This window comes from Cupriavidus sp. GW822-FHT02D05 (genome assembly GCF_058802485.1).
In genome coordinates this window covers 36473-62383 of record NZ_JBXAOE010000037.1, presented here as the reverse complement: position 1 = coordinate 62383, position 25911 = coordinate 36473, and the positions used below count along the sequence as shown (strand labels likewise).

General features: G+C 62.8%; 18 protein-coding genes. 12 read left to right on the top strand and 6 right to left on the bottom strand.

Annotated features, from left to right (window positions below):
- From AC1RQK_RS34695 to AC1RQK_RS34670, 6 genes are all read left to right on the top strand, one after another.
- On the top strand, positions 1-819 hold the full coding sequence (locus tag AC1RQK_RS34695; protein ID WP_492376435.1) for an SDR family oxidoreductase: 819 nt from the start codon (positions 1-3) through the stop codon (positions 817-819).
- A 34-nt stretch (positions 820-853) separates the two neighbouring features.
- A complete protein-coding gene (locus AC1RQK_RS34690) occupies positions 854-1309 on the top strand; it encodes a MaoC family dehydratase (protein ID WP_492376432.1) in 456 nt (151 codons plus the stop codon).
- Between the two features lie 19 nt (positions 1310-1328).
- Positions 1329-2531, top strand: a complete 1203-nt coding sequence (locus tag AC1RQK_RS34685) for an acetyl-CoA C-acyltransferase (protein WP_492376433.1) — start codon at positions 1329-1331, stop codon at positions 2529-2531.
- 71 nt (positions 2532-2602) lie between these two features.
- Complete coding sequence (locus AC1RQK_RS34680) at positions 2603-3583, top strand: WD40/YVTN/BNR-like repeat-containing protein (protein ID WP_492813910.1); 981 nt, start codon at positions 2603-2605, stop codon at positions 3581-3583.
- 63 nt (positions 3584-3646) lie between these two features.
- Positions 3647-6109 carry an efflux RND transporter permease subunit gene (locus tag AC1RQK_RS34675; RefSeq protein WP_492813908.1) on the top strand — a complete coding sequence of 821 codons (2463 nt, stop codon included), beginning with the start codon at positions 3647-3649 and terminating at the stop codon, positions 6107-6109.
- A gap of 254 nt (positions 6110-6363) precedes the next feature.
- The gene (locus tag AC1RQK_RS34670; RefSeq protein ID WP_492374309.1) at positions 6364-7614 is read left to right on the top strand and encodes an NADH:flavin oxidoreductase; all 1251 of its coding nucleotides are present in this window, start codon (positions 6364-6366) and stop codon (positions 7612-7614) included.
- A gap of 78 nt (positions 7615-7692) precedes the next feature.
- Here the strand turns inward: AC1RQK_RS34670 and AC1RQK_RS34665 are convergent, their stop codons facing one another.
- Positions 7693-8823 carry a formylglycine-generating enzyme family protein gene (locus tag AC1RQK_RS34665; RefSeq protein WP_492813906.1) on the bottom strand — a complete coding sequence of 377 codons (1131 nt, stop codon included), beginning with the start codon at positions 8821-8823 and terminating at the stop codon, positions 7693-7695.
- 325 nt (positions 8824-9148) lie between these two features.
- Between AC1RQK_RS34665 and AC1RQK_RS34660 the strand changes: the two genes are divergently transcribed.
- Positions 9149-10225, top strand: coding sequence for a 3-ketosteroid-9-alpha-monooxygenase, oxygenase component (locus tag AC1RQK_RS34660; RefSeq protein WP_492374311.1), 1077 nt, complete (start codon positions 9149-9151; stop codon positions 10223-10225).
- Between the two features lie 62 nt (positions 10226-10287).
- On the opposite strand, the gene AC1RQK_RS34655 is transcribed toward AC1RQK_RS34660, so the two are convergent.
- The 3 genes from AC1RQK_RS34655 to AC1RQK_RS34645 form a co-directional block, all read right to left on the bottom strand.
- Positions 10288-11394 carry a porin gene (locus AC1RQK_RS34655; RefSeq protein WP_492813904.1) on the bottom strand — a complete coding sequence of 369 codons (1107 nt, stop codon included), beginning with the start codon at positions 11392-11394 and terminating at the stop codon, positions 10288-10290.
- A 166-nt stretch (positions 11395-11560) separates the two neighbouring features.
- On the bottom strand, positions 11561-13180 hold the full coding sequence (locus tag AC1RQK_RS34650) for a hypothetical protein (protein ID WP_492374313.1): 1620 nt from the start codon (positions 13178-13180) through the stop codon (positions 11561-11563).
- 813 nt (positions 13181-13993) lie between these two features.
- Positions 13994-15739 (bottom strand): FAD-binding protein, encoded by a 1746-nt coding sequence (locus tag AC1RQK_RS34645; RefSeq protein ID WP_492813902.1) that lies wholly within the window; start codon positions 15737-15739, stop codon positions 13994-13996.
- 274 nt (positions 15740-16013) lie between these two features.
- Here AC1RQK_RS34645 and AC1RQK_RS34640 point away from each other — a divergent pair, with 274 nt between their 5' ends.
- The 3 genes from AC1RQK_RS34640 to AC1RQK_RS34630 all read left to right on the top strand — a co-directional run bounded on the left by AC1RQK_RS34640 (position 16014) and on the right by AC1RQK_RS34630 (position 19909).
- A complete protein-coding gene (locus AC1RQK_RS34640) occupies positions 16014-16616 on the top strand; it encodes a TetR/AcrR family transcriptional regulator (protein ID WP_492374315.1) in 603 nt (200 codons plus the stop codon).
- Positions 16617-16805: 189 nt separating this feature from the next.
- The gene (locus AC1RQK_RS34635; protein WP_492813900.1) at positions 16806-18935 is read left to right on the top strand and encodes an oxidoreductase; all 2130 of its coding nucleotides are present in this window, start codon (positions 16806-16808) and stop codon (positions 18933-18935) included.
- 179 nt (positions 18936-19114) lie between these two features.
- Positions 19115-19909, top strand: coding sequence for an SDR family oxidoreductase (locus AC1RQK_RS34630; RefSeq protein WP_492374317.1), 795 nt, complete (start codon positions 19115-19117; stop codon positions 19907-19909).
- Positions 19910-20336: 427 nt separating this feature from the next.
- On the opposite strand, the gene AC1RQK_RS34625 is transcribed toward AC1RQK_RS34630, so the two are convergent.
- Positions 20337-21155 carry a hypothetical protein gene (locus tag AC1RQK_RS34625; protein ID WP_492374318.1) on the bottom strand — a complete coding sequence of 273 codons (819 nt, stop codon included), beginning with the start codon at positions 21153-21155 and terminating at the stop codon, positions 20337-20339.
- A 493-nt stretch (positions 21156-21648) separates the two neighbouring features.
- The gene (locus AC1RQK_RS34620) at positions 21649-23940 is read right to left on the bottom strand and encodes an arylsulfatase (RefSeq protein WP_492813897.1); all 2292 of its coding nucleotides are present in this window, start codon (positions 23938-23940) and stop codon (positions 21649-21651) included.
- A 256-nt stretch (positions 23941-24196) separates the two neighbouring features.
- Between AC1RQK_RS34620 and AC1RQK_RS34615 the strand changes: the two genes are divergently transcribed.
- Both AC1RQK_RS34615 and AC1RQK_RS34610 read left to right on the top strand, forming a co-directional pair.
- On the top strand, positions 24197-24967 hold the full coding sequence (locus AC1RQK_RS34615; RefSeq protein ID WP_492813895.1) for an SDR family NAD(P)-dependent oxidoreductase: 771 nt from the start codon (positions 24197-24199) through the stop codon (positions 24965-24967).
- A gap of 139 nt (positions 24968-25106) precedes the next feature.
- Positions 25107-25763: a TetR/AcrR family transcriptional regulator gene (locus AC1RQK_RS34610; protein WP_492374321.1), complete on the top strand. Its 657-nt coding sequence runs from the start codon at positions 25107-25109 to the stop codon at positions 25761-25763.
- Positions 25764-25911: the final 148 nt, after the last annotated feature.

Below are 25911 nucleotides of genomic sequence, written 5' to 3'. Positions count from 1 at the left end.
ATGGCAGACAAGCAACCGGCCATGGCCGGCACCCCGATCCCTCCACCGGCCTATGTGGCCGGCCACCAGTTGCTGGCCGGCAAGAGCGTGCTGATCACCGCCGCCGCCGGCGCGGGCATCGGTTTTGCCGCCGCCCGCCGCTGCGCGGAGGAGGGCTGCCGCGCGCTGATGATCTCCGATATCCACGAAAGGCGGCTCGACGAGGCTGTGGCGACCCTGCGCGCCGAGACCGGCCTGCAGGCGATCCATGGCCAGCTTTGTGACGTCTCCGACCAGGCCCAGGTGCGGTCCCTGGTGGCGGCAGCCGAGGAGGCCCTGGGCGGCACCGATGTGCTGATCAACAACGCCGGGCTGGGCGGCTCGCGCCGCATAGTCGAGATGGACGATGCCGAATGGTCGCGGGTGCTCGACATTACGCTTACCGGCACCTTCCGGATGACGCGGGCCATGCTGCCGCATATGCAGGCGCGCCGCCGCGGGGCCATCGTCAACAACGCCTCGGTGCTGGGCTGGCGGGCGCAGAAGGAGCAGGCCCACTACGCCGCCGCCAAGGCCGGCGTGATGGCGCTGACACGCTGCAGCGCGGTGGAGGCTGCGGAGTTCGGCGTGCGCATCAATGCGGTGGCGCCGAGTATCGCCTTGCACGATTTCCTGAGGAAGTCGGCGCCAGCGGAACTGCTGCGGGAACTGGCCTCGCGCGAGGCGTTCGGGCGGGCGGCCGAGGTGTGGGAGGTGGCGAATGTGATGGTGTTTCTGGCTAGCGATTATGCGTCGTATATGACGGGCGAAGTGTTGCCAGTCAGCAGTCAGCGGGCTTAGCGGTTGTAGGGCAAGAAGCGAAGGAAGGAGAGCCATGACACGAGTATTCAATTCCGCCGAGGCGCTGATGCGCGCCGTGGGCGAGCCACTGGGCCACAGCGCCTGGACCCTCATCACGCAGGCGCGTATCGACGGCTTTGCCGAGGCCACGGGCGACCACCAATGGCTGCACGTGGATCCCGAGCGCGCGGCGCAAGGCCCCTTTGGCGCTTGCATTGCGCACGGCTATCTCACCCTGTCGCTGGTCAACCAGTTCCTGCCGGAGATCCTGACGGTCGAAAACCTGCGCTGGGGCGTCAACTACGGCTGCGACAAGGTGCGCTTCCCGGCGCCGGTGCGGGTCGGGAAGCGCCTGCGTGGCGTGGGCGAACTGGTGCGCGCCGAGGCGCTGCCCGGCGGCGTGCAGTCGGTGGTGCGCGTCAGCGTGGAAATCGAGGGCGAGGATAAGCCGGCCTGCGTGGCCGACACCATTAGCCGCTATTACTTTTGATCCTTCCAAGGAAAGCAGCATGAGAGAAGCAGTCATTGTCGCCGTGGCGCGTACGCCCATCGGCAAGGCATTCCGCGGCGCCTTCAACGATACCGAGGCGCCGGCGCTGGGCGGGCACGTGGTGCGCGCCGTGGTCGAGCGGGCGGGGATCGACCCGGCCGAGGTCGACGATGTACTGATCGGCGCCGCCGCGCAGCAGGGCACGCAGGGCTACAACCTGGGCCGGTTGTGCGCGGTGGCGGCGGGCCTGCCCGATAGCGTGCCGGGCATGACCATGGACCGGATGTGTTCGTCGGGGCTGATGACCATCGCCACGGCCGCGAAAAGCATCATCTGCGGCGAGGCCGACATCGTGGTGGCCGGCGGCGCCGAGTCGATCTCGCTGACGCAGAACAAGCACAAGAACGCCTACCGCGCGCAATCCGAGGCGGTGCTGGCCCGGCAACCGGACGCCTATATGGCAATGATCGAGACCGCCGAAGTGGTGGCGCAACGCTATGGCATAGCCCGGGAGGCGCAGGACGAGTACGCGCTGCGCAGCCAGCAGCGCACCGCCGAGGCGCAGCGCCAGGGCCTGTTCGACGACGAGATCGTGCCGCTGGAGACGCGCCGCGCGCTGTTCGACAAGGCGGGCGCACTTACCGGACATGAGACCGTGCGCCTCGCGCAGGACGAATGCAACCGGCCCGATACCAGCGCCGACAGCCTGGCCGCGCTCAAGCCGGTATGGAGTGGCGGGCGCGCGGTGCCGCAAGGGCTCCACATCACCGCGGGCAATGCCTCGCAACTGTCGGACGGTGCCGCCGCTGTGCTGCTGATGAGCCGCGAGCAGGCCGAGCGCCGCGGCTTGCGCCCGCTGGGCCGCTATCGCGGCATGGCCGTGGCCGGTTGCGCGGCGGACGAGATGGGCATCGGCCCGGTGTTCGCCGTGCCCAGGCTGCTGGCGCGCCACGGCCTGACGGTCAAGGATGTTGGGCTTTGGGAGCTGAATGAAGCCTTTGCGTGCCAGGTGCTGTACTGCCGGGACACGCTCGGCATTCCCGACGCGCGGCTGAACGTCAATGGCGGCGCCATCGCGATCGGCCATCCCTTCGGCATGTCGGGCGCGCGCATGACCGCGCACGCCTTGCTCGAAGCGCGCCGGCGCGGGGCTGCGCACGCGGTGGTGACAATGTGCGTCGGCGGCGGCATGGGCGCTGCCGCGCTGTTCGACGTGCTGTAGCGGCCATTGCCGGTGGCAGTGCGAACGGCCAGCACAAGGCCGGCCATGCCCCCGGCACGGAGGAGACGACAATGAAACAAGTGATTGGCATCACCATGTCGCTGACGGTATTGGCTGCCGCGGCATGGTCCTTCTCGCCGCGGCCCCTGCCTGCCTTCGCCGCCACCGCGCTGCGGGCGGATCGGCTGCAGCTCAATGGCATCGGCCGGTCCGGCGACCGCCTGGTGGCGGTCGGCGAGCGCGGCACGATCTTGCTCAGCGATGACGAAGGCGCGCACTGGCGGCTCGCCAGCGTGACGCCGGAGCACGGCGCCGCGCTCACGCAGCTTGTCTTTGCCGGCGGCAAGGACGATAAGGTCGGTGTGGCGGTCGGCCACAGCGGCTGGATCCTGCGCACCACCGACGGCGGCGAGCATTGGCAGCAGGTGGCCTTCGATGCGGCACAGTCGGACCCCCTGTTGGGGGTCTGGGGCCAGGCGACTAGCCCGTGGTTCGCCATCGGCAGCTTCGGGCGCTTCCTGGTGTCGCACGACCAGGGCGGGCACTGGCAGTCCGCAGCCACGCCGCTGATGCAGGACAAGCACCTGAACGGCATTGCCGGGGATCATCAGGGCCGCCTGATGCTGGTAGGCGAGAGCGGCCTGGTGCTGCGCTCCGCCGATGGCGGCGGCACCTGGGAAGCGGTCAAGATGCCCTACGCGGGCTCGCTCTACGGCGTGCTGCCGCTGCGCGACGGCGCCTGGCTGGTCTATGGCATGCGCGGCAACGTGCTGCGCAGCGCCGACTTCGGCGCGAGCTGGGAGGCCGCCGAGGTGGGGCTCAAGACCTCGTTCTTCGGTGGCGTGCAACTGGCCGACGGCCGCATCGCGGTGGCCGGCCAGGGCGGCATGCTGGCCGTCTCGGCGGACGGCGGGCGCCATTTCAAGCCGGTTGCGGGCGGCAGCGCGCAGACGCTGGCTGCGCTCATTCCGGCCGCAAGGGGGAATGCCCTGACGCTGGCCGGCAACGCGGGGATTGCCCGCTTCACCCTGGCCCCGGATGCCGCGCCCTGATCCTCTCCCCGCCACAGCAGCAGCGCTTAGCACCTCACCGCATTGCATAGAAGCGAGAACGCCATGACCCGCCCCGAAATCCCCGGCCCCCGGGCCCCCACCACCCGCCTGAGCCGCTTCGTCGCGAATTGCGCGGACCTGTTGATCCGGCGCCGCCGCCTGTTGCTGGTGCTGTGCCTGGCGATGACCATGGCGATGGGCTTGTCCGCCACGCGCCTGCGGCTCGATCCGGGATTCAACAAGATGATCCCGCTGCAGCATCCCTATATGCAGGTGTTCACCAAGTACGCCGGCACGTTCTCCGGGGCCAATACCGTGCTGATCAGCCTGCGCTGGAAGGGCGAGGGCGATATCTACAACCCGGCCTTCATGGACAAGCTGCGTCGTGCTACCGACGATGTGTTCTTTATTCCAGGCGTGCGCCGCTCACATGTGTTCTCGCTGTTTACGCCGAATGTGCGCTACACCGAGGTGACCGAGGTGGGATTCCGGGGGGATGTGGTGGTACCGGGCCGATACTCGGGTACCCCGGAGCAGCTCGACCAGGTACGCCGCAACGCGGCGCGCTCAGGCCAGATCGGCCGGCTGGTAAGCAATGACCTGAAGTCCGCGCTGATCCGCGCCGATCTGAGCGATGTGGATCCCGCTACGGGCACGGCGCTCGACTACGGCAAGGTGGCACGCCAGTTGGAGCAAATCCGCACCGGCCTGGGCGGCACGGATGTGGAGGTGAGCATTATCGGCTTTGCCAAGCTTGTCGGCGATGTGGAAGACGGCATTGCCGGGGTGATGGTGTTCTTCGCGCTGGCCTTTGCGGTGACGGCGCTGATGCTGTTCTTCTACACGCGTTCGCTGCGCATTACCCTGCTGGCGCTGGTGGTGGCGCTGCTGCCGGTGGGGTGGCTCCTAGGCTTGCTGCCGCTGCTGGGCTACGGCATCGACCCAATGTCCATCCTGGTGCCGTTCCTGATCTTTTCCATCGGCGTCTCGCACGCGGTGCAGATGACCAATGCCTGGAAACAGGAAGTGGTGCAGGGCAATGACCCGGTCGAGAGCGCGCGCGCGGCCTTCTGCAAGCTGTTTCTCCCCGGCACGGTGGCCTTGCTGACCAACGCACTGGGTTTCATGGTCATCATGCGCATCGAGATCGAGATCGTGCGTGAGCTGGGCATTACCGCATGCCTCGGCGTATTGCTGATGATCGTCACCAACAAGGTGTTCCTGCCGCTGCTGCTGTCGTACACGCGACTGGAGCCCCGCGTGGTGGCGGCCGCCAGGGCGCGTGCCGGGCGGCATGGCACCTTCTGGAACCGGTTCGGCCACTTTGCCCGCCCGGGGCCGGCACTGGTGGTGTTCGGCGTGTCGCTGGCGCTGTTGGCGTTCGGTGCGGTGCAGTCACGGGGACTAAGGGTCGGCGATATCGGCAACGGTGCCCCGGAACTGCGCGCCGACTCGCGCTATAACCGCGATAACGCGCAGATCGTCGGCCAGTACAACATCGGCGTGGACGTGCTCACGGTGGTGGTGGAACCCAAAGGCTTTGACGACGCCTGCCTGCACTATCCGGTGATGGGCGCGGTGGAGCGCTTCGAGATGAACCTGCGCGGTGTGGCGGGCGTGCAATCGGTGGTGAGCGTGCCGTCGCTCGCCAAGGTGATGATCGGCGCCTTCAACGAAGGCAATCCACGCTGGGAGGCGCTGCCGCGCAATAGCGATGGCCTGACACAGGGCGCCAAGGCCTTCGATCCGGAGAACGGCATGAACACCGCGAACTGCCAGGCCATCCAGGTGTTGATCTACACAGCCAATCACGAAGGCGCCACCATTGCCCATATCGTCAAGGAGATCCAGCACCTGATTGCCGCGGACAAGACGCCGAACGTGGCGTTCCGCCTCGCCGGCGGCAATATCGGCGTGATGGCAGCCACCAACGAAGCGGTGGACGAAGCCGAGGTAACCATGCTGCTGGCGATCTTCGGCGCCATCACGCTGCTGTGCCTGCTGACCTTCCGTTCCTGGCGGGCCGTGCTGTGCATCATCGTGCCGCTGACGCTGGTGTCCGTCCTTTGCAGTGCGCTGATGGCGTGGCTGGGGATCGGCCTGAAGGTCTCGACGCTGCCGGTGATCACGCTGGGCGTAGGGGTTGGCGTGGACTATGGCATCTATCTTTATGAGCGCATGCAGCACCAGTTGCGCCATGAAGGGCAGAGCCTGCCGCAGGCGTTTGCCGAGGCCATGCGCCAGCGTGGCAATGCCGCCTTGTTCACCGCCATGACAATGTGCATCGGGGTGGGTACGTGGGCCTTCGCGGCGCTCAAGTTCCAGGCAGACATGGGCATCCTGCTGGCCTTCATGTTCATGGTCAACCTGTTCGGCGCCGTCTTCCTGTTGCCGGCGCTGGCGAGCTGGCTGGGCGTGGAAGAGGAGGAACGCCGGCCGGCCGGCAACAAAGCCCGCGGCGCGCAGGCACGCGTGGGCAAGATGGCCGGTAGCGAAGGGCGCCCGTTCAAGTCCGACGCGGCCTGAACCGCCGGGCCTTCGCGCGGCCGGCCCGTCATCATTTGAAGAATCTGCTGCAATTCGGCGGGGGCGGACGCTTACAATTCACATCTCGATCTGGACATCGCGAGTGCACTCCTCGCGATTCGACATAGCGTCCCGCGGATGGCCGGGCCGGGCCGTGGGGCAGTCATCAAACGATAGTAGCCGGCGGCCCTGCCGCATGAGGCAGGGCGTGGCGTGCCAGGCGCGACATAGCATCGCGCAGGAAGGAGAATAAGATGTCGCAGCAGGCCCCCACTGATGGATCGCCGTTCTCAACGATCCGGATCGGCCCCCTTGCGTTGCGCAACCGCCTGATCAAGGCAGGTGCGAACGAGGGCATGACACCGCAAGGATTGCCGACACAGGCGCTGGTCAAGCATCACCGGGATATCGCTGCCGGTGGCATCGGCATGACGGTGGTCGCGTATGCTGCCGTCGCGCAGGAGGGGCTGACCTTCTCGCATCAGCTCGTCCTGACCCGCGAGGCCATACCGCATCTGCGGGTGCTGACCGACGCGGTGCATCGTGAGGGCGCTGCGGCTTGCCTGCAGATTACGCATGCCGGCTCGTTTACGATGATGCGGCATGGCGGGAGCCGCGCGCCGCTGACCGCATCGGCCGGCTTGAATGCCTTCGGCATGATGTATGGCGTGTATTTCCAGCGCGCCATGGGCGAGAGCGATATGTCCCGGGTCGCCATGCAGTTCGCCGATGCTGCGCGCCTCGCGCGGGAGGCGGGCTTTGACGCGGTCGAGATCCATATGGGGCACGGCTACCTGCTCAATCAGTTCCTGTCTCCGCTCAGCAACCGGCGGCGCGACCGTTTTGGCGGTGAAGTGGAAAACCGCACGCGCTTCCCGGCGATGGTGCTGCGCCACGTCAAGGACGCCGTCGGGGCGGAACTGGCGGTGTGCTGCAAACTGAGTGTGGTTGACGGTGTGCCCGGCGGCAACGAGGCAGCGGATTCCGCCATCACGGCGCGCATCCTGGAAAGGGAGGGGGCTGACCTGCTGACGCTGAGTGGCGGACGTAATGTCGAAAGCCCGTGGGTGTTGTTTGGCAGTGCGATGCCGACGGCCCAGATGAAAGCCACGGCGCCGCACGCGCTGGCCAGGCTCGGCATCTCGATTCTGGAGAAGCGTACCCCGCGCGAGCTGAAGTTCCGTGAACTGTATTTCCTTGAGGCTTCCCGGGTGATCCGCCAGGCGGTGCGGATGCCGCTGGCCTATATTGGCGGCGTGAAGTCGCTGGACAATGTGCGGCAGCTGTTGGGCGAGGGCTTCGACTGCGTTGCCCTGGCGCGGGCGCTGATCCATGATCCCGCCCTGGCCGATCACTGGCGAACCGGCGCGGTGACACGTTCGGCATGCGACAGCTGTAATGCTTGCGTGGCAAAAATCTATGATCCCGCCGGCGTTTCCTGCATTTACGGGCCACCGGCGGATCCCAGGCTGACCACGATACTGGCTGCCGCGCAGGCTGATTGAGACTTGCGTGACTTCCGACCACCGATGCCGGGCCGATTTCGCCCGGCTTCCCGACGCCACGCCCGGACCGACGCGCTGTCAGCCGGTACTCGATTTCCTGGCAAGCCAGTCCTGTTGCGTCATGATCGTGCGAAAGCCCAGGTGCGACATGGCGCTGAACGGGTCCGACCCTCTCCTTGCGCTGACCCGGTAGCTGGTGCAATAAGTCTCGCTGCACAAAAAAGAGCCGCCCCGTATGACTCGCTTGGGGGCGTCGACGGGTACCCCTGCATCGTCGGGGTCATAGGAGTCGACGGGGCCTTGGGGGTCCAAGGCTTGTCCTTTGCGGGCCGCGATGGCGAACGCGTCGGAGCGATACCAGTCAGCCGTCCATTGCCAGACATTGCCGGCCATATCGTAGATGCCATAGCCGTTCGGCGCGAAATTGCCAACGGGCAATGTGCCGACCTGGACCTTTTCATTGCGGCTGACAACCGGAAACTGACGCCCCCGGTCGTCCCACGTATTGGCCATCTTCTTGCCATCGGGAGTGAGCTCGTCTCCCCAGGCGTAGTCCGCTTGTTCGAGGCCGCCACGCGCGGCGAATTCCCACTGCACTTCGGTCGGCAGGCGCCTTCCAGCCCAACGGGCGTAGTTCAGCGCGTCAACGTACGACACCTGCACCACAGGATGATTCTCCCTATCGGCCAGATTGCTATGGGGGCCGAGCGGATGCTGCCAATTTGCCCCAGGCACATACCTCCACCAGCGCGACCAATCGCCCAGGTCGACGGGTTCGTTCGTGCCGACAAACACCATGCTGCCGGGGACAAGCGTCCCGGGATCGGGCTCTGGCGTGCCGGGCGGCAGTTGCGGGCGTATGTCTTCCCACTTTGGTTTCTGCTCAGCTGTCGTGACGTACCGAGTGGCTTCGGTGAAGCGTCTGAAATCGGCGTTTGTCACATCGAAACTGTCCATCCAGAACCCGCTGACTTGCACGCGGTGGGCCGGTCCTTCGCTGGGAAGGGCCCGCTTGGATGAACTGCCCATCAAGAATGTCCCCCCAGGGACCCAGACCATGCCTTTGGGGCCTGTCACCCCATCGCCGATCGCGGGCCCCTTGAACTGGCCTGTCTTGGAAGAACCCCTGAAGTATTTCGCGCTCAGCAGTCCAGCCGCGCCGGCAACTCCGGTTGCCAGTAATCCCGAGATAAGCGCTCGGCGTTTCATGGTATTTCCTAATCCTTTTTTGTCGCAGCGTCCCGCGGTCTGTCTGGGCGTGCGATGAATTTAGTGGGTTGATTCCTGGCCTGGCTCATCGATGTCGTCCACGTTGGGCGATAGAGGAGGAGCCGCCGACTATCCGATGATCGCGATGATACAACTGCCTGGCATCGTCTTCCCGGACTACCGAAGCATTTATGTGTGCCATCTCCGGGCTCGCTTTGATCGGCTACGCCCACCGCGTGCATCTTTCGCTGTCTAGTCTGAAGAGACGATGAGGCATGGCCCTGGGCTATGTACTGTGGAACGTGCTAAATCAAAAGGAGGAGACATGCCTGCACCTGGCTACAAAATTGAATCCCGGCCGCTGGAATCGCGGTATGCGCGCGGCTGGCATTGCCTTGGGCCGGTCGCGGACTACCGCGACGGGAAGCCGCACACACTGAACATCTTCGGCCGCCGCCTTGCCGCCTTTGCCGATTCCGCCGGCACCATTCGCATCATTGATAGCTATTGCCCGCATATGGGCGCGGACCTTAGTACCGGTACCGTGCAAGGCGACCAGCTGGTGTGCCCCTTCCATGGTTGGCAGTGGGGCGGCGATGGCGCTTGCAAGTCGATCCCTTACTGCAAGCGAGTGCCGCCGAAGGCGCGCATCGGCAGCTGGGATACATGCGAGCAGAACAATCTGCTCTTCATCTGGCACGATCCCCAGGGCAACGCACCTCCACCCGAGGTGGCGATCCCGCGCATCGAGGCATGCTACTCGGAGCAATGGTCCGCGTGGGCAATCGACAAGATGGTGATTCAAACGAACTGCCGGGAATTGGTCGACAATATCTCCGATATGGCTCACTTCGACACCGTGCACGGTGCGCCGATCGACTACTTCGCCAATCTGTTCGAGGGCCACAAGGCCACGCAAGTGCTGGTCGGCCGCAGCGCCCGACTCTCCGCCGGAGATTGCCTGACCGCGTTATCCACCTATTTCGGCCCGGCGTACCACATTACGGAAATGCGTGGCCAGATGGACGGTCAGCCGATCCATTCGATTCTGCTCAACTGCCATGTGCCCATCGACATGAACAGCTTCGAGCTGCGCTATGGTGTCCTGGTAAAGAAGGTCCCCGGCCTTTCCGACGAGCAGAATGAGGCGATTGCGCAAGCCTACGTGGAGCAGGCGCGCAATGCCTTCTACGAGGATGTGGCCATCTGGGATTCCAAGATCCGCACCGACAATCCGCTTTTGTGCGAGGGAGATGGGCCCATCTACCAGATGCGGGACTGGTATAGCCAGTTCTATATAGACGCCGAGGAGGTACGGCCAGCCAGTGTCGGGCGCAAGGTGATCGAGATGAATATAGCGGGAATTGATGCGCCAAAACTGCATCATGTATTTGAAGCGTAGGAGGAAGAGGGCGCTGCCGTCTCCGATCCGGAGGTGGCAGCGGATTTCTAGGGGACAGCCTGCTAGAACTTGTGACGGATGCCAAGCACCGCACCGAACTGGTTTTCCGAGCCGGCAACCGTGCCGAAGCCGCTGCCCTGGACGGAGCCGGTGCCACCTGCGGTCAGACCCAGATTCGAACCATCCTTGTTCTTGGTGTAACCGAGGTTCAAGTAAGCATCGGTACGCTTGGACAGAGCGTAGTCAGCCGATGCCACGAAGCTCCACGGATCCGCATTGGTGCCCCGGAAGTCCTGGAAGTAGGCAACGCCTGTCAGGGACAATGCCGGGGTCAGCAGATAGCGCAGACCCAGCCAGTACAAATTCGAGACGTTGTTAGGGCCGAGGTTGCCCGGCAGCGTGGCGCCACCGAGCGCCTTGGCCCAACGATAGCCAGCGTAGGCCTTGACGGGGCCGATGGCGTACGAACCGGCCAGGCCGGCGCGGCGGATTTCGGCATCCGTCAGGGCACCGGTCGCAGCCGCGCCGGGATTGGTCGAGTCGTAGATGGCGCCGACAGCGAACGGACCCGCAGCGTAGGTCAGGCTGGCACTGTACTCGCGCCCGATCTTCGGGCTGCCAGGGACCTCACCAGAGGCGCCGGCGCCGGTGTTCGCGCCAAAGCTGTACAGGGCCCTGGCGGACAGGCCACTGAAGGTGCCGACGTACTTGACCGAGTTATCGGCACGGCTGCCGAAAGCGGCGTCCTGCCCCAGGATCGAGTAGTTGGTGCTGACGGCCATCGGGTCGAAGTCAACGTTGAAATCATGGAACGGGGTCTGATGCCGGCCCAGGGTCAGGGCGTTCCATTTGTTCTGCAGGCCGACATAGGCCTGGCGACCAAACAGACGGCCTGAGAAGGATGACTTGCCGTCGTCCACCGTGAAGCCGTTTTCCAGCACGAAGACTCCCTTCAGGCCACCTCCCAGGTCTTCCACGCCGCGCAGGCCCCAACGGCTGCCGGCCAGGTTGCCGGAGGTCAGGCGCGTCACGTCATGGTTGCCGCCGGACTGGTGGTTTTGGTATTCGATGCCCACGTCAATCAGGCCATACAGTGTCACGCTTGACTGGGCATAGGCACTACCCGCGGCCAGGACGGCGACGGTGGCTGCAAAGTGTCTCATTTCCATGTCGCCGCTCTCCTTGTCAGCTTATCGGGGAACCTCTCTACAGTACTTGCCTCGGCAAAAACAGTGCGTGCATTGCCGTTGGAATAATAGCCCTTTCCCGGCCGAAGGTGTCGCCAGGCGACGCTCCCGCAATGTCTGCGCCCTGCGTGCCATCAGGCGTGCGCCGCTACTTCCCGTCGCCAACGTTCACCCGCTTCGTGGAGAAGATGCCGCCGATCAGCAGATCCCCATCCTCGAGCAATGCGGTAATGCCGCCCCAGGCGTTCCATTTGCGGCTGTCGTCCGGGAACGGCCAGCGGGCCTTGATGGCGCCGGTATCCCAGTCAAGGCCTACGTACTCGTAGTTGCCGTTTTCCTTGTTGGCGAGGTAGATCATGTTGCTCTTGGCGGAAATGACAGGGACCATCACATCCGTGTTGTCGATCTCCTTGTTCACCCAGGCCTTCTCGAATGACTTCGTCCGAGTGTTCCAGTTGAACTTGACCACCCCACGCGGGGCGGGCCGGGTCAGGCCGGGCGTTATCGCGTTGCCCCATATATCGGGCGCGGGCTTCGGGTAGGAGTTATTCAGCAGGGCGACGCCATAGCCCAGCACCTCCGGTGACGGCTCGACCGTGGCCTTGGATATCTCCAGCGGAATCTGATCAGCGATGCGTGCGGACTTGGTGCCCGGCTTCTGCTTGAATCCGGGCGGAATCCGGTCGCGCCAGAAGGCCACGAGGTTGGCTCCCTTTTCATCACCGTCGGCAATCACAACCAGCTTGTCTGGGTCGTTGCCGAAGCCCATCAGCGTCGGCGTGGTGCCGGATCCGCCAGAAGTCGTCAGAGCGCCGGCAGCGATGGCCTGCGCCCTGCTCATGGTGTTGTAGTCGGACTGCCAGCCACCATCGGCTTCATCATAGGACAACTTGTTGCCGGTCCAGACGATCTTGAGCATGCGCTTGGAGGTGACCACATAGATGCCGCTATTCTCGTCAATGCAGATGCTGTTTTCGATCGCCTCGCCCGGCAGCAGCAGCGTGCTCTTGAGATTGAGGTCGCGGTCCAGCAGGAGCACTGCGCCATGCGCCGCGGCAACGACATCGCCGGCGTAGGTCATGCCCATGCCGATGATGGCAGATTTGCGCATGTCCTCAGGCAATGCCTCCGAGAAGTCCCGGAATTTGACGACGCGCAGTGGCTTCTTCGGATCATTGTCGTCGGTGGACTTGAGGATCTTCAGGCCACCAAAGGCCGCATAGTGAACGCCATCTTTGTCAATCATGTTGTAGGCGCCGTTGGCCAGCGACTGGCGCTTGAAGCCCAGTTCCTCCATCTTCCCCGACAGTGCCAGCAGCTTGGCGTCATCATTCGCGCGCCGAGCGGCATCGACTTCCTCCAGTGCCGCCCGGATCTTCTCGCGATTGGCATTCGTGGCCAGTTTCTCCATTCCAGGGTAGGGCAGGAGTGAGACCAGGTCATAGGCCTCACCAGTCGCGTCGATCTTGCTGATGCCCTCGACGCCGGCAGCGAAGATGATCGTCTTGTCGCCGATCTTCTTCACTGTGGGATTCGAGGTAAAGACGGTTGGAACGGACTTCACATCGTCTGTCGACAGCCTGCGGCCCTTGGTTGGGCCGGCATGCGGGACGGAATCGGTCGCGGCCGGATTGTCGTGCGAAATGGGATAGACGCTGTCGGTCAGCCACGGGTTGCGGCCCGGGAAGGTGGCGTTCTCTTGCTGGGCGGCTTGCGCGCACGTCAGGCTTGCTGTGGCAAGCGCAACCGCGGTCGACGCGAAGAGCAATGCTCTCATTGGGTAACTCCGTGGATAAGTATGGCTGTGATTGTGAGGTGAGGCTGACGAATTGAGGTTGTTCGGCGGAGCCATTCAATCGGCGGAATGCACGATGCGCTCACGCGGGCGTGCCGCCCGGCGGCTTGCTGTGGCCAACAACGCCAATGTGAAGGTGGCGGGGACATCTGGGCGCAGCATCTTGCCGGCATTGCGGCACGGATCTGACCAGGCCCGTCGGCATGGAACGTACACTATGGGACGCTGCGGTGATTCAGGAGGGCAACCGCGGCAACCCCAATGCTCTGCCGGCAGGTGTCGTCGCAAGACGCCTGCATGATAGCCGCGCCATTGGTTTCTTCGCCGGCCAGGTGTGCGTCGCGTCTGATCGCGCTCTCCGGATCAAAACCAGGCCGGGCAGACGGCAGGCCCTCAGCAAACGCAAGACCCAGGGCCACGGCCGCACCGGCCCCAAACAGACTACCCGCCCGCAACCATGCTCTCATCGCTGTCTCCTCTTGCTACCGCCCACCATGGGCAGGTGCCGACTCCTGTTGTACCGTTAGGGCCGGTCTCTTGATCGAAGCATATTTGCGGGATCTGGAGTCAACATCGTCCAATCGGACTATGCACATATGTGCGTCATGGGTAGCTTTAAGGGGGCTCTGCAAAGCCGTTCAGCCAACCGCGGCTCGGAAGTGTTTTTGTGGCAGCAAGAGGAGGGTTATCCCGGATTGCGTATAGATCCCGCGGGGGTAAACGTTCCAGCTTCCCTCTGGTCGTTAAGCTCTGGGCAACGTCGGACTTCACGGTTTCCAGCCCGTCTCAATCTACTGATGGGCGGGGATTGCCTCCGCCGATTTTCTCTGCCGCGATCTGATTCGCGGCGATGTAGCCAAAGGTCATCGCCGGCCCGATAGTCGAACCCGGTCCGGGATAGGTTTTGCCCATGACCGCGGCCGAGGTATTGCCGATCGCATAGCATCCCTCGATGACGCTGCCATCGGGACGGAGGACGCGGGCGCAGGCGTCTGTGCTCAATCCGCCCTTGGTGCCGATCTCGCCGGGATCGATGCGCAGCGCGTAGAAAGGGGCGCGGTCGATCGGGCCCAGGCACGGGTTCGGCTTGGAGGAGATGTCGCCATAGTAGCGGTCGAAGATATTGCTTCCCTTGCCGAATTCGAGGTCGGTACCATCTGACGCATAGGCGTTCATTTGCGCGACAGTCGTGGCAAGGCCGCGTGGATCGACGCCGATTTTTGTGGCCAGTTCGGCCAGCGTTCCGGCGCGATAGATGACATGGTCCAGCCAGCCATGCGGAATCCGGGAGTCAGGCTGTATGCTGCCGGGAAGCAGCACGCCGCACGGATAGCGTTTTCTATACTCTGCATCGAACACGAGCCATGCCGGCACATTCGCATTTGTTTGCGCGTGGTCGGCATACATGGCGTGGATGATGTCCGGGTACGGCGCGGCTTCGTTGACAAATCGTCGACCGAGCCGATTGACCAGCACGCATCGCGGCAATGAGCGCTCCACGAAAAGCCCGCGTTGTTTTTCCTCCCCTGGAACCCGTACCGTCGGCACACCCCATGTATGTCCCATCAGCGAAACGTTCGCGCCGAGCTTAAGGCCGGCGCGAATTCCGTCTCCGGTATTGATGGGCGGGGCGGCTGTCCATTCAGCTTGCGTGGGCTTGGGCAGGTATTGGTCGCGCATTTCCTGACTGGACTCAAATCCGCCGCAGGCGAGCACCACCGCGCGTCGCGCGCGTACGTTGTACTCGCGTCCCTGCCGCTCCACCGCCACGCCGGTCACGCGGGCATCGTGCGCGTGGAGCGTGCGCATCGGGGTGTTGAGCCACAGTGGTATGGACCGATGTGCGAGTGCCGCACGCAGGCTTGCGACCAAGGCGTTGCCAAGCGTCAGCCGGCGGTCCCTGGGCGTTCGGCAGCGCCAGCGCAAATCCGTTGCGTACCGGAACGCGAGGCGTGCCAACAGGCCGAGCCAGCCGGACTCCTTCGCTACGATGGTGTGGGCTTCGATCTGCGTCAGCGCTATGCGCCCGCCGACCAGGGTGGCGGGCGATGGGGCGCGGAGTTCGTCAAATGCATCGCCGAGCCGGCGCGCGTCGAATGCCGCTGGCTCCATGGTGCGGTAGCCCGGCTTTCCTCCCGTGCGGTCCGGATAGTAGTCGGGATAACGGGGCACCGCGTGGAAATGCGTCTGCGCCTGCGTGGCGAGATAGTGGACCATCTCCGGCCCGTTTTTGAGATAGGCATTGATTCTGCTCAGATCGAAATCTTCCCCTATGACATCCCGGAGATACGCCACCGCTTCCTCATAGGAGTCGTTGCCGCCGAGAGATTGGATCTGATCATTGCAAGGGATCCAGATTCCGCCACCGGAAATAGCCGTCGTGCCCCCATAGTGCGGGCTTTTCTCGATGAGGAGCACGGTCAGACCGAGATCGTGTGCGCGCAGCGCGGCCGTCATCGCGCCTGCCCCGGAACCGGCGACCACCACGTCGTACGTTGTATCCCAATTCACGGCCGGATTGCTGTTGTTCATTGGCTTGCCTTCAACGTTAAGTGTTTTCCAGGTGACCTGTACCAGTCAGTGGTTAGGCGGGCCGAAGTACGCCGGTTCAGAGGTCAACAAGTTGCCCGTTTCCGAGCGCGGCAAAGCGCATCGGGTGCGGCCACTATGGCACATAAATACAGAAATGAGTCAAAACAATGGCACAAAAAATATTCTTTGTGCAATACTGGGTGAAGGCGCTACGGCAATGCCGGGATCACACTGCGATCAAGAGCGCATCACTCCGCAAGAGGCAAGGTTCCGAATGAATAGACAACTTCGCTGGGGAGACGCCAGCCGAATAGACAGTCCCGAGCAAGGGCGCGTCCTGATTCTGAGGTCCACGCTCGACTGCATGGCCGAGATGGGTATCGAGGGTTTCACCGTGGATGATGTGGCCAAGCGCGCCAACATTTCACGCAGAACCCTTTACCGCTACTACAGCACCCGGAATGATCTGATCCAAGCCGCGATTGACGCGGAAAACGGCGTCTTTTTCGAGGAGATGCAGCGTAGCTTGTCGGGCTACGAGGGGGATTTCGAGGGGTATCTCGAAGAGTGCGTGTGTTTTGCCGTGAAGTACCGGCAACGCCTCGCCGGGCTTCGTCAGGACTACCTGGCCAGAAGCGTTACGGCGGAGGTGTTTCCCTACATCCTCGAGAACATCAAGCCCATGTGGCACAAGGTGCTGGCTGACCGCTACCGCGATTACGTAGAGAAGTCAGGCGCGACGCCAGCCTCGCTGGACGACATCATTGCGCTGGCTAGCCGCATCGGGCTTGCCTATAGCCTGGTTCCTGCGGACGAGGGTGCGATTCGCCGGCAGATGCGGATTCTCCGCGGCGTCCGGCCTGGTAGGACTGCGTGACTTTGTGCGGCATTCCGCCCGCATGACAGATTCACATGTGAACGAAAGACGCTTCCCCCCTCTGCCCGCTTGTCGGTGCGCAACTGGCGCCGATCGGATGACCGATGCGGAGCGATAAACGGCACGCCTTGCGCTCCCGTGGCGCTGGTGCTGGTATGTCTATCAAGACGCAATTACAGGAGCCAGTCAATGAGTCGCACATCGTATCGCCACCTGTTGGCGCCTGGCCGAATCGGCACGATGACACTACGCAACCGCATCGTCGTCACCGCGATGGGTGCGAGCCTTGCGGAGCCAGATGGCCAATGCGGTGAGCGCATCGTGCGCTATCACGAATCGCAGGCCAAAGGGGGGGCGGGGCTGATCATCACCGGCGTCGCCGGCGTGGCTTGGCCGACCGGTGCCAATCAGGTGAACCAGATCGCCATTTCGGACGATCGCTTTCTTCCCGGCCTGACCGCTCTGACCGAAGCCGTCCACGCGCACGGCGCAAAGATCGCCGCGCAGTTGCACCATGGCGGGTTGATCGGCGTGGAGGATATGCTTGCGGGGCGGCCGGTGTGGGCGCCCTCCCTGCCTGAACCTCCCACTGGCGATTTCACCGAGGCGTTCTTGCTCGAAGAGTTGGCCGAGGCGCCGTTCGGCCGCATCACCAGTGTGACGATTCAGGTCATGACGAAGGCCGACATCGACACGCTGATCGCGCAATTTGCCGCGGCCGCGATCCGGGCGCGGCGGGCCGGCTTTGACGGCGTCGAGATCCATGGCGGGCATGGCTATCTCCTGTCGTCGTTCATCTCGCCCACGACAAACCGGCGTACCGATGAATATGGAGGCCCGCTGGAAAATCGCGTCCGTCTCCTGGTCGAGGTGATTCGGGCCGTGCGTACGGCGGTTGGTCCCGATTTCCCTGTGTGGTGCAAACTCGACTCGCGCGAGGAAGGCATTCCAGGCGGCATCACGATTGACGAGGCGGTGCGCACCGCGCGGATCGTCGAGGAGGAGGGGGCCAACGCGATCACCGTGAGCGCCTATCACGACGCGGGCAAGCCGAAGTTGCATTCGGCATCGCATACCCCGCATGAGCCCGGGCTCAATCTTCCGTTTGCGGCGCGGATCAAGGCCGCGGTCAGCATTCCGGTCATCGCATCGGGCCGGATCGAGCCCGCGCTGGGCGACGAAAGGATTGCCGATGGCTCGATCGATTTCGTCTCCATGGGGAGAAAGTTGCTAGCAGACCCGCATCTGCCGCAAAAGCTTGCCGAAGGGCGGCCCGATGACGTACTCCCCTGCATTTACTGCTACACGTGCATTAGCGCGATCTACGTTGGCAAGCCGCTGCGCTGCGCGGTCAACCCCGAAATCGGTTTCGAGTATTTGCATCGTCAATCGCCGAAGGGTGGCAAGCGGGTCGTGGTTATCGGCGCAGGCCCTGGTGGCATGGAATCGGCGCGGCGGCTACGGTTGGACGGGCATCAAGTGACGCTGCTGGAGCAGGCCAACCAGCTGGGCGGCACGTTGCGCATTGCCGCGCTCGCCTATGAGGCCAACGAGCCACTGCTCGACTGGCTCCGGCACCAGGTTGAATCGTCACGAATCGACGTGCGCCTGCGCACACAAGCGACGCCTGAGCTGCTGCGCACGCTATCCCCGGACGTCGTTGTCGTTGCAACCGGTGCGGTGCGCGGATTGCCGCCGATACCAGGAAACGACCTGCCGCACGTCATGAGCGGGGACGACATGCGCCGCCTGATGCTTGGTGAAGGCTCACAGGAACTGGCGCGCAAGGTCGGGTGGGCGACACGCATGGCATCAAGGATCGGTGCGGCGAGCGGCCTGACCTCGAATCTCGATTTCGTTCGCCAGGCGACCCGGCAATGGATGCCGTTGGGCAAGCACGTCGTGATCATCGGTGGCGAACTGGTCGGTCTCGAACTGGCCGAGTTCCTGTCCGAGCGCGGACGATTGGTGACAGTCGTCGATGAGGCGCCGCGGTTCGGCGCGGGACTGACGATAGTCCGCCGGATGCGGCTGCTTGCGGAGCTTAAGGAGCACGGCCTTGGTCTCTTTCCGGGTGCCTCGGACATCCGGATCGAACCTGACAGGGTTTGCTTCACCGACCAGGCAGGCAATGCGCAGGCGGTCGATGCGAATACTGTCATCGTGGCTAAAGGTGCGGCAGGTGACTTGACGCTTGCCAGGCAGTTGGAGAGCGAAGGCTTCAAGGTCCATGAAGTCGGCGATTGCACCGGCATCGGCTATATCGAAGGTGCTATGCGCGGTGCGGCGAGAGCGGCGAAGGAAATCTCGCAAATATGACTCCCGGCTTCAGAGCGGTGCCCCGGCTGGGTGTTGCGGGATTCCCCTTAGTCTGCCCAGACGAAGCGGCTCGCCGGGCCGGTGACTAGTATCAAGCAAGAGGCCAAAAAGCGCTCGGGAGACAGCGTTGATTTCGCCTTTTTCTTTTTTCCTCTTTTTCATTCACGAAACCGAACACCATGACAACTACCATCATCACTGGCTCGGCCTCCGGCATGGGCGCGGCCGTACGCCGGCGCCTGCTGGCGGACGGAGACAGGGTCATCGGCATCGACCTGCGCGATGCCGAGATCCAAGCCGACCTCTCCACCCGGCACGGACGCGAGGCCGCTATCGATGGCGCGCTGTCGCAGTCCGGCGGCAGGATCGACAGGCTGATCTGTTGCGCTGGTCTGGGCCCGCATGTCGATCCTGCGACGCTGGTCGCCTCGGTCAACTACTTCGGCGTGGTAGCCATGCTGGACGGCTTGTTCGCGGCATTGCGGCAGGGCAAGGCGCCGTGCGCCGTGGTGGTGTCGTCCAATTCGGCCACGCTGCAGTCCTGGGCAGGCAGCCCGCTGCGCGACGCCTACCTGGCGGGCGATGAGGACGGCGTGCACGCCCTGGTGCGCGCGGCGCAGGAGGCGGGTGGTGAGCAGGCCGCCCAGGCGGGCTATCTGGCGTATGCGAGCGCGAAGAACGCCGTCGCGGCAGCGGCACGGCAACGCGCCGCCAGCTGGGGGCGGGCCGGGGTGCGCCTGAATGTGATTGCGCCTGGCGCGGTGGAAACACCTATGCTGCAGGCTGGCCTGCGGGATCCGCGCTATGGCGATGCCATCCGCGACTTTCTGCCTCCCCTTGGGCGGCGCGCGCAGCCCGATGAGGTAGCCGCGCTGATCGCGTTCCTGTGCCGACCCGAGGCGGCATATCTACACGGCAATGTCGTGTTCATCGACGGCGGCGTCGACGCTGTGCAAAGGCCGCTGGAGTTCTGATCCGCACGGTCGCCGGGCCGGCATCCAGATTGGGGGGCGGCCCGGCCGGTTGTCGGAAAAGTCAGTCGAGGTCGAGTTAGCGGGTGGCACAGCTTATCCCCGCCTTGCTTTTCGCTGTAGCGCTGGATGGTAGCGTGCAAGTAGGGCCCGCTGCGCCCGCATTCGCAAGGGGCATCCCAGCCGCTCAAGGTAACTTCGTCGCCGGTGATCAAGTCACCCCAGTAAGAATCCGGCGACAGATCAATGTGGCTATCTCTAGCGCTCCATCTCGACAAAAAGCGGAGCGCCTTCCTTTGGTGCCGGGCGTATTTAGGCAAACCGGCCTCCGTCCGTGATCACATCGACAGCATTAGCCGTGCCTCGTCGTTCAGGTCCGCGACGCGACGAACGCCTGGTCACTATGGCGATGCCAATCTGCCTACGAACACTATCCGTTGGGATAGTTCGCGGCAATCAGACTCGTGCGAAGAATCGTAAATTGCGCATACATGTCGTGCACCAGGTAGAGATCGCGGCGCCGAGTCCAGGCCTGCCCTGACTGTGGGTCATAATTCAACGGCAGGGCGACTTCCTGCGCCGCGTAAGCGTCCATGCCGCGCGCTTTGGACGTCTGTATGCATCGCTTCGCATGATCCCGGTGACCAACGACGGCCACTTTACCCATTGCTGTCGCTGTACCCTCAAGCGCGACAATCGCGGCTGCCACGCCATCGGTACTCAGGTAGGTAATAGAGCCATCCGCCGCGATAACGGGCTCGACCGAATGGAGGTCAGGCAGTTGGTATTTTGATGTCAGAAACCGTGCAATTTCCCATTGCGCGTATACCTTAACCGGCTTCATCTGGTAGATCTTGTACACCGCATCTGCGAGTGACTCATTGATAGGGCCAGGATCAGGCAGTGCGGCTTGGTTGGCGCCATTACTGGAGGTGTTTCCACTGGCAGCGTTGGGCCTGTTTCCAAAGCTGTAGGCAACAATTCGATCGACCTGTGCCGCCGGAATTGTTGGTAGATCCCAGGTGAAGCCGATGTCCATCAGGTAAGGCTGAATGACATTGGCGATCGACGCATCGGTCAGTTCCGTCGTCAGCTTTCCAATCATCTGCCTCTTGAGTTCAGCGTCGGACATTGTCGGAACATCTGTGACAGCGGCGTCACTGCCACCACAAGCACTCAGAGCTGTTGTCAGCAGCGGGAGCGTTACTGCGGTCGAAGTGGAAAGAAGAAATTTGCGGCGTGTAGACAAGAGAACCTCTAATTGGGGAGCGGGAGACTAGTTTTTTACCGCACCACCATTACAGGTTGATGTACCAATAGGTTGTGTGGGGAAAGAGCAGGTGTACCACATCATTCAACCGTTCGATCTTCTCTATGCCTTGCTCGTCCGCCAGCCACAATCCACTTACACATCCGACGTACCGGCTCGATGCCGTCCTGTGGCATTGCCGTATCCTCGAAGAGTGCCGCAGCGCCGAGCGAGGGCTGCTCGACCGGGTGAGAACATCTGCGGTATTGCCTCACGGAAATACCGCAGAATGGATTCGGAAATCCCCGATGTTTGGCAGGAGAAATGATAATCGGCCTGTAGGTGAGGTTTTTCCGAAAGGATCAATTACTTTCCCAATAGTGCCAGGAAGCCCACGATATCGTCGAAGGTCAAGGCATAGAGGTCTGCCATCTATTGCTGGCGGGCCTCGCCTCACCCATGACGGGGTCGGCGAGACCCGGGTGGAGGGGGCTCAGCGCAGGAGGATATCCACTCGTTCGATGGCGCCGTTAAACGGATAACCGACGGTGTAACGTCCGGCTGGCGAGCCGGTATCCATGCCAACGTCAAAGGTCTCGTCAGGAGAGAAGAAGCCTGGCGTGGTGACCGGCAGATGGCCACTGCCTACCGCCGTGCCGTTCACCAGAAGCGTGCCGGTGCCGCCCTTGGCATAACCCGTTCCCTCGTAAGCGAAGTCGAACTGCACCACGTTCCTCCCCGGTTGCAGCGGCTTGCTACCCGTAATCTCCATGCGCGCCACATCGAACACTTTCTGCACGTAGACGGGCTTGCCCTCATCGTTAAGGTAAAGGGACCAGCCCGCGGTAGTGCCACCCATGGTGGCAATGACACCATGGGCGCCGCCCTTGGGAACATCCACCGTGGCCACGATGCTGTACGAGCGGTTCTTGATCGCTGGCGCTTCAGCTTCAGGGATGCCCACCGCTCCCGCGAAGTAGCTGAACTCCGTGCGCTTACCAGTCAAGTTGGGCAGAGGCGTGCGGGAGCAGGCCGTGTCCTGCAACGGTAGTACTTGATTCTTTGCTGCCTCTGCCAGAAACAACGCCTGCATCTCCTTGAGTTTCTCCGGCAATCTGGCCGCCAGATCGGTGGACTGGCTGAAGTCCTCGTTCAGGTTGAAGAGACTCCAGGTGTCGTCGGCGAGCCGTTTGCCCTGGCATGTGCTCGCCCACGGGTCTCGGTCCTTGTGCCGGGCCGAAGCCAACCAGCCATCGTGATAGATCGAGCGGTTGCCGAATACTTCGAAGTACTGCGTAGTGTGCTTCTCCGGCGCATTTTTATCGGCGAAGCTATAGAGCAGGCTCGTGCCGTCCATTGGACGTTGCTTGACGCCATTGACATCTGCCGGGGCCTTCAGTCCCGCCGCCTCAAGAATGGTTGGCGCCAGATCGTTCACATGAGAGAACTGGCTGCGCAGACCACCGTGATCCCGGATTCGTGCAGGCCAGGAAACCACCATACCGTTACGAATTCCGCCCAGGTGCGAAGCAACCGTCTTGGCCCATGGCAGGGGAGAACTCATGGCCCAAGCCCAACCGGCTGGATACTGCACATAGCTGTCCGGGCCGCCCAGGCTGTCGAGGCGCTTCACCAGATTGGCAGCCGGTGTCTCAGGCATGCCTTGCAATCTACCCATGTAGCTATCCCCGCCGTGGATGCCGCCTTCAAGGCTTCCCCCGTTGTCCCCCATCACGTAGATAAACAGCGTGTTGTCAAACTGGCCGCTCTCCTTCAATGATTGCACCAGGCGGCCAATCTGTGCATCGGTATGTGCGAGGTACCCTGCGTAGACTTCCATTAACCGTGCGGCGACCCGCTTCTGGTCTGTGCTGAGGCTTTCCCAGGCGGGGAGTTCATCCGGCCGCGGAGTCAGCTTTGTATCCTGCGGTACGACGCCAAGGGACTTTTGCCGGGCCAGAATCTCCAGCCGCATATCGTCCCAGCCCTTGTCAAACTTGCCACGGTATTTCTCGATCCATGCCCTGGGTGCCTGGAGCGGAGCATGGGTGCCACCTGGGGCGAAGTAGACGAAGAACGGCTTGTCGGGTGCGATCGAGTGTTGCGCATGCATCCAGTTGATGGCGCGTGTCGACAGGTCTTCGTTCAGGGTGTAGTCCTTCGAGGCTGTCCTTAGGACTGGCGTGGTGCCATCGTATAGCGAAGGATTGAACTGATCGGTTTCGGCGCCGATAAATCCATAGAATTTTTCGAATCCCTGGCCGGTCGGCCAACGGTCAAAGGGACCGACCTGTGATGCTTCCCAATCGGGTGTCAAATGCCATTTGCCAAAGGCCGCAGTGCTGTAGCCCTGTTGACGCAACAGTTCGGCGATGGTTGCGGAGTCCTTTTGCAGAACCCCACGATAACCCGGATAACTGCTTGGCGAGTTCAGCACTGCGCCGACACCGGCTGCGTGGGGATTGCGGCCTGTGAGTAGCGAGGCGCGTGTCGGCGAGCACACCGCAGTGGTATGAAATCGGTTATAGCTCAAGCCCTCACGGGCCAGGCCATCCATCGCCGGCGTCTTGGCCGGTCCGCCAAAGGTGGAGGCCGCACCGAAGCCTACGTCGTCAAGCAAGACCACTACCACATTTGGCGCACCGGCCGGCGCGTGCAGCAACGGCACGACCGGCGGGGTATCGCCAGGCTGCACCTCGTTGCTGGCAGCCCAGCCAAAACCGGTCGCGGCACAACTTAGGGCCAGGCACAACGCCGTGGCCAAACGCTTGCGTAGTCTGTTCATGATGATTTCCCGCGTCTCCTGTTTTTTTCGTTCTCGTCGATGCCTATTGCGCTTTCGCGTGGGCGTGTGCCAAAATTTCTGAGCATTCGATTGAATCAAATGTTCGAATGGAATTTAGCAAGCGCCGTGGACCGTCGTCAAGACAAAATTTCGCCGGCTACGGTCGCCGATTGCACGCTGCTCGGCGCCTTTGACTCAAAAGTCTCTGTTGCCAGACTCATTCGATCACTCAAACCATCTTGACAGGAGACCCCCAATGGAATCGTTACTCGCGTCACCCAATACAGCCGTGATCGTCACCGGTGGAGCGTCAGGGCTTGGGCTTGCCTCGGCCCGCGCATTAGCCGCCGTAGGCCGCAACGTCGCGCTGTGGGACATTCAGGCAGAAAAGGCACAGAACCGAGCGTCGGAGATTGCCAAGGAATTTGGCGTTGCGGCGGTTGGTGTTGGCGTCGACCTGTGCGATCCCAGCGCGCTGCGGGTTGCGCTGAACGCAACCCGCGCGGAATTGCCCCGGATCGGTGGCTTGCTGCACGCGGCGGGCACGGTCGATACCGGGTCGCTCGAAGGCATCACTCCGGAAAAATGGGATGCTGGCATCCATGTTCACCTCCGCGCATTTGCACTGCTGGTGCAGGCGTTGTTGCCGGATCTGCGTGCCAATCCGGGGTCTGCGGTGGTCGGCATCGCGTCAATCAATGCCACCTTGGGCAATCACATCAACCCCATCTACAGTGCGGCGAAAGGCGGCATGTTGTCACTGATCCGGTCGCTGGCGGACGGCCTTGGGCGCGATAACATCCGCATCAACGCGATTTCCCCGGGCCAGATCTTGACGCCAATGCTCCAACCCGCTGTGGACAGTTTGCCGGCAGGAACCTTCGAGCGCCGCATTCTCCTCAGCCGACTGGGACAGCCGGAGGAGATCGGCCGCGTTGCGCGCTTCCTATTGTCGGACGAGGCGAGCTACATCACTGCGGCGGAGATCGTGGTGGATGGCGGCAACATCTCATCGCAGCGTATGTGAGTCGGCAGTAGTGCTGAACGTATAATCGGGCGCCACATTCATTGAGTCGTGCCCTGCCGCGCTGTTTCGCTGGGGGTATTGGCGTCATTGGCCAATCGCCCCCAGCGGGGCAGGCGGCATCCCGTACTACTTGTAATCGATGACATCTCCTACTGTAAAAGGCGAGGCCCGGGAACGCATTCTGCTGGCGGCCGAAGAGCTGATGGCCAGGTATGGCGTGGACGGCGTGTCGGCCCGCAGCATCAACGCAGCGGCTGGCGTTAGCGCCGGTATTCTCCACTATCACTTCGGCGGGCTGGATAAGGTGGTGGACGCGCTGCTGGAACGCCATATGATGCCGTTGATGGCACAACGCCGTGAAATGTACGCTTCACTTCAGGCGCAACCGCAGGTCACGCTGCGCGGCGTTGTGGAAATACTTGTTATCCCGCTTGCCAGGAAAATCATTGAAGAGGGCAGTGCGGGTGCACGCTATGTTCAGTTTTTGGCGCGCCTCCATACGGACCGCAACCCGAAGATCGCCGAGATATTCGAGCAGTCGTTTGGGGGCAACGCCGCCGCCTTGGTTGCAATGCTCCAGCGCATCCTGCCCGAAATCCCTATGGAAGTGCTCAGGTCGCGCCTGATTGTCTGTTCCCATGCGATGCTCCATAGTCTCGCCGAAATATCCGCTCGTCCCCAAGCGCCGATATCTCCAGGCAAGCCGCCGCGGGATCAGCTTCTGTGGAACCACGTGGAGATTCTGATCGAGTTTCTTTGTGGCGGGCTTGCGGCGCCAACCAGCTTGCACAGTTAAGGCGGCACATCGGGTTCTGTCCGACATGGCAGGCAACGGTGGCGGCGATCGAATACGGTAGTACCGTACGCGCGTGTGCCGCCACCAGGGGGGAGCGCTTCAGGCTAGTCAGCCTAATCGCAGGCCACGTGTTTGAGGGCCAGGATTG

Coding starts and splice junctions, on each gene's coding strand:
- AC1RQK_RS34695 (WP_492376435.1), top strand. CDS start 1: ATGGCAGACAAGCAACCGGCCATGGCCGGCACCCCGATCCCTCCACCG.
- AC1RQK_RS34690 (WP_492376432.1), top strand. CDS start 854: ATGACACGAGTATTCAATTCCGCCGAGGCGCTGATGCGCGCCGTGGGC.
- AC1RQK_RS34685 (WP_492376433.1), top strand. CDS start 1,329: ATGAGAGAAGCAGTCATTGTCGCCGTGGCGCGTACGCCCATCGGCAAG.
- AC1RQK_RS34680 (WP_492813910.1), top strand. CDS start 2,603: ATGAAACAAGTGATTGGCATCACCATGTCGCTGACGGTATTGGCTGCC.
- AC1RQK_RS34675 (WP_492813908.1), top strand. CDS start 3,647: ATGACCCGCCCCGAAATCCCCGGCCCCCGGGCCCCCACCACCCGCCTG.
- AC1RQK_RS34670 (WP_492374309.1), top strand. CDS start 6,364: ATGTCGCAGCAGGCCCCCACTGATGGATCGCCGTTCTCAACGATCCGG.
- AC1RQK_RS34665 (WP_492813906.1), bottom strand. CDS start 8,823: ATGAAACGCCGAGCGCTTATCTCGGGATTACTGGCAACCGGAGTTGCC.
- AC1RQK_RS34660 (WP_492374311.1), top strand. CDS start 9,149: ATGCCTGCACCTGGCTACAAAATTGAATCCCGGCCGCTGGAATCGCGG.
- AC1RQK_RS34655 (WP_492813904.1), bottom strand. CDS start 11,394: ATGGAAATGAGACACTTTGCAGCCACCGTCGCCGTCCTGGCCGCGGGT.
- AC1RQK_RS34645 (WP_492813902.1), bottom strand. CDS start 15,739: ATGAACAACAGCAATCCGGCCGTGAATTGGGATACAACGTACGACGTG.
- AC1RQK_RS34640 (WP_492374315.1), top strand. CDS start 16,014: ATGAATAGACAACTTCGCTGGGGAGACGCCAGCCGAATAGACAGTCCC.
- AC1RQK_RS34635 (WP_492813900.1), top strand. CDS start 16,806: ATGAGTCGCACATCGTATCGCCACCTGTTGGCGCCTGGCCGAATCGGC.
- AC1RQK_RS34630 (WP_492374317.1), top strand. CDS start 19,115: ATGACAACTACCATCATCACTGGCTCGGCCTCCGGCATGGGCGCGGCC.
- AC1RQK_RS34620 (WP_492813897.1), bottom strand. CDS start 23,940: ATGAACAGACTACGCAAGCGTTTGGCCACGGCGTTGTGCCTGGCCCTA.
- AC1RQK_RS34615 (WP_492813895.1), top strand. CDS start 24,197: ATGGAATCGTTACTCGCGTCACCCAATACAGCCGTGATCGTCACCGGT.
- AC1RQK_RS34610 (WP_492374321.1), top strand. CDS start 25,107: ATGACATCTCCTACTGTAAAAGGCGAGGCCCGGGAACGCATTCTGCTG.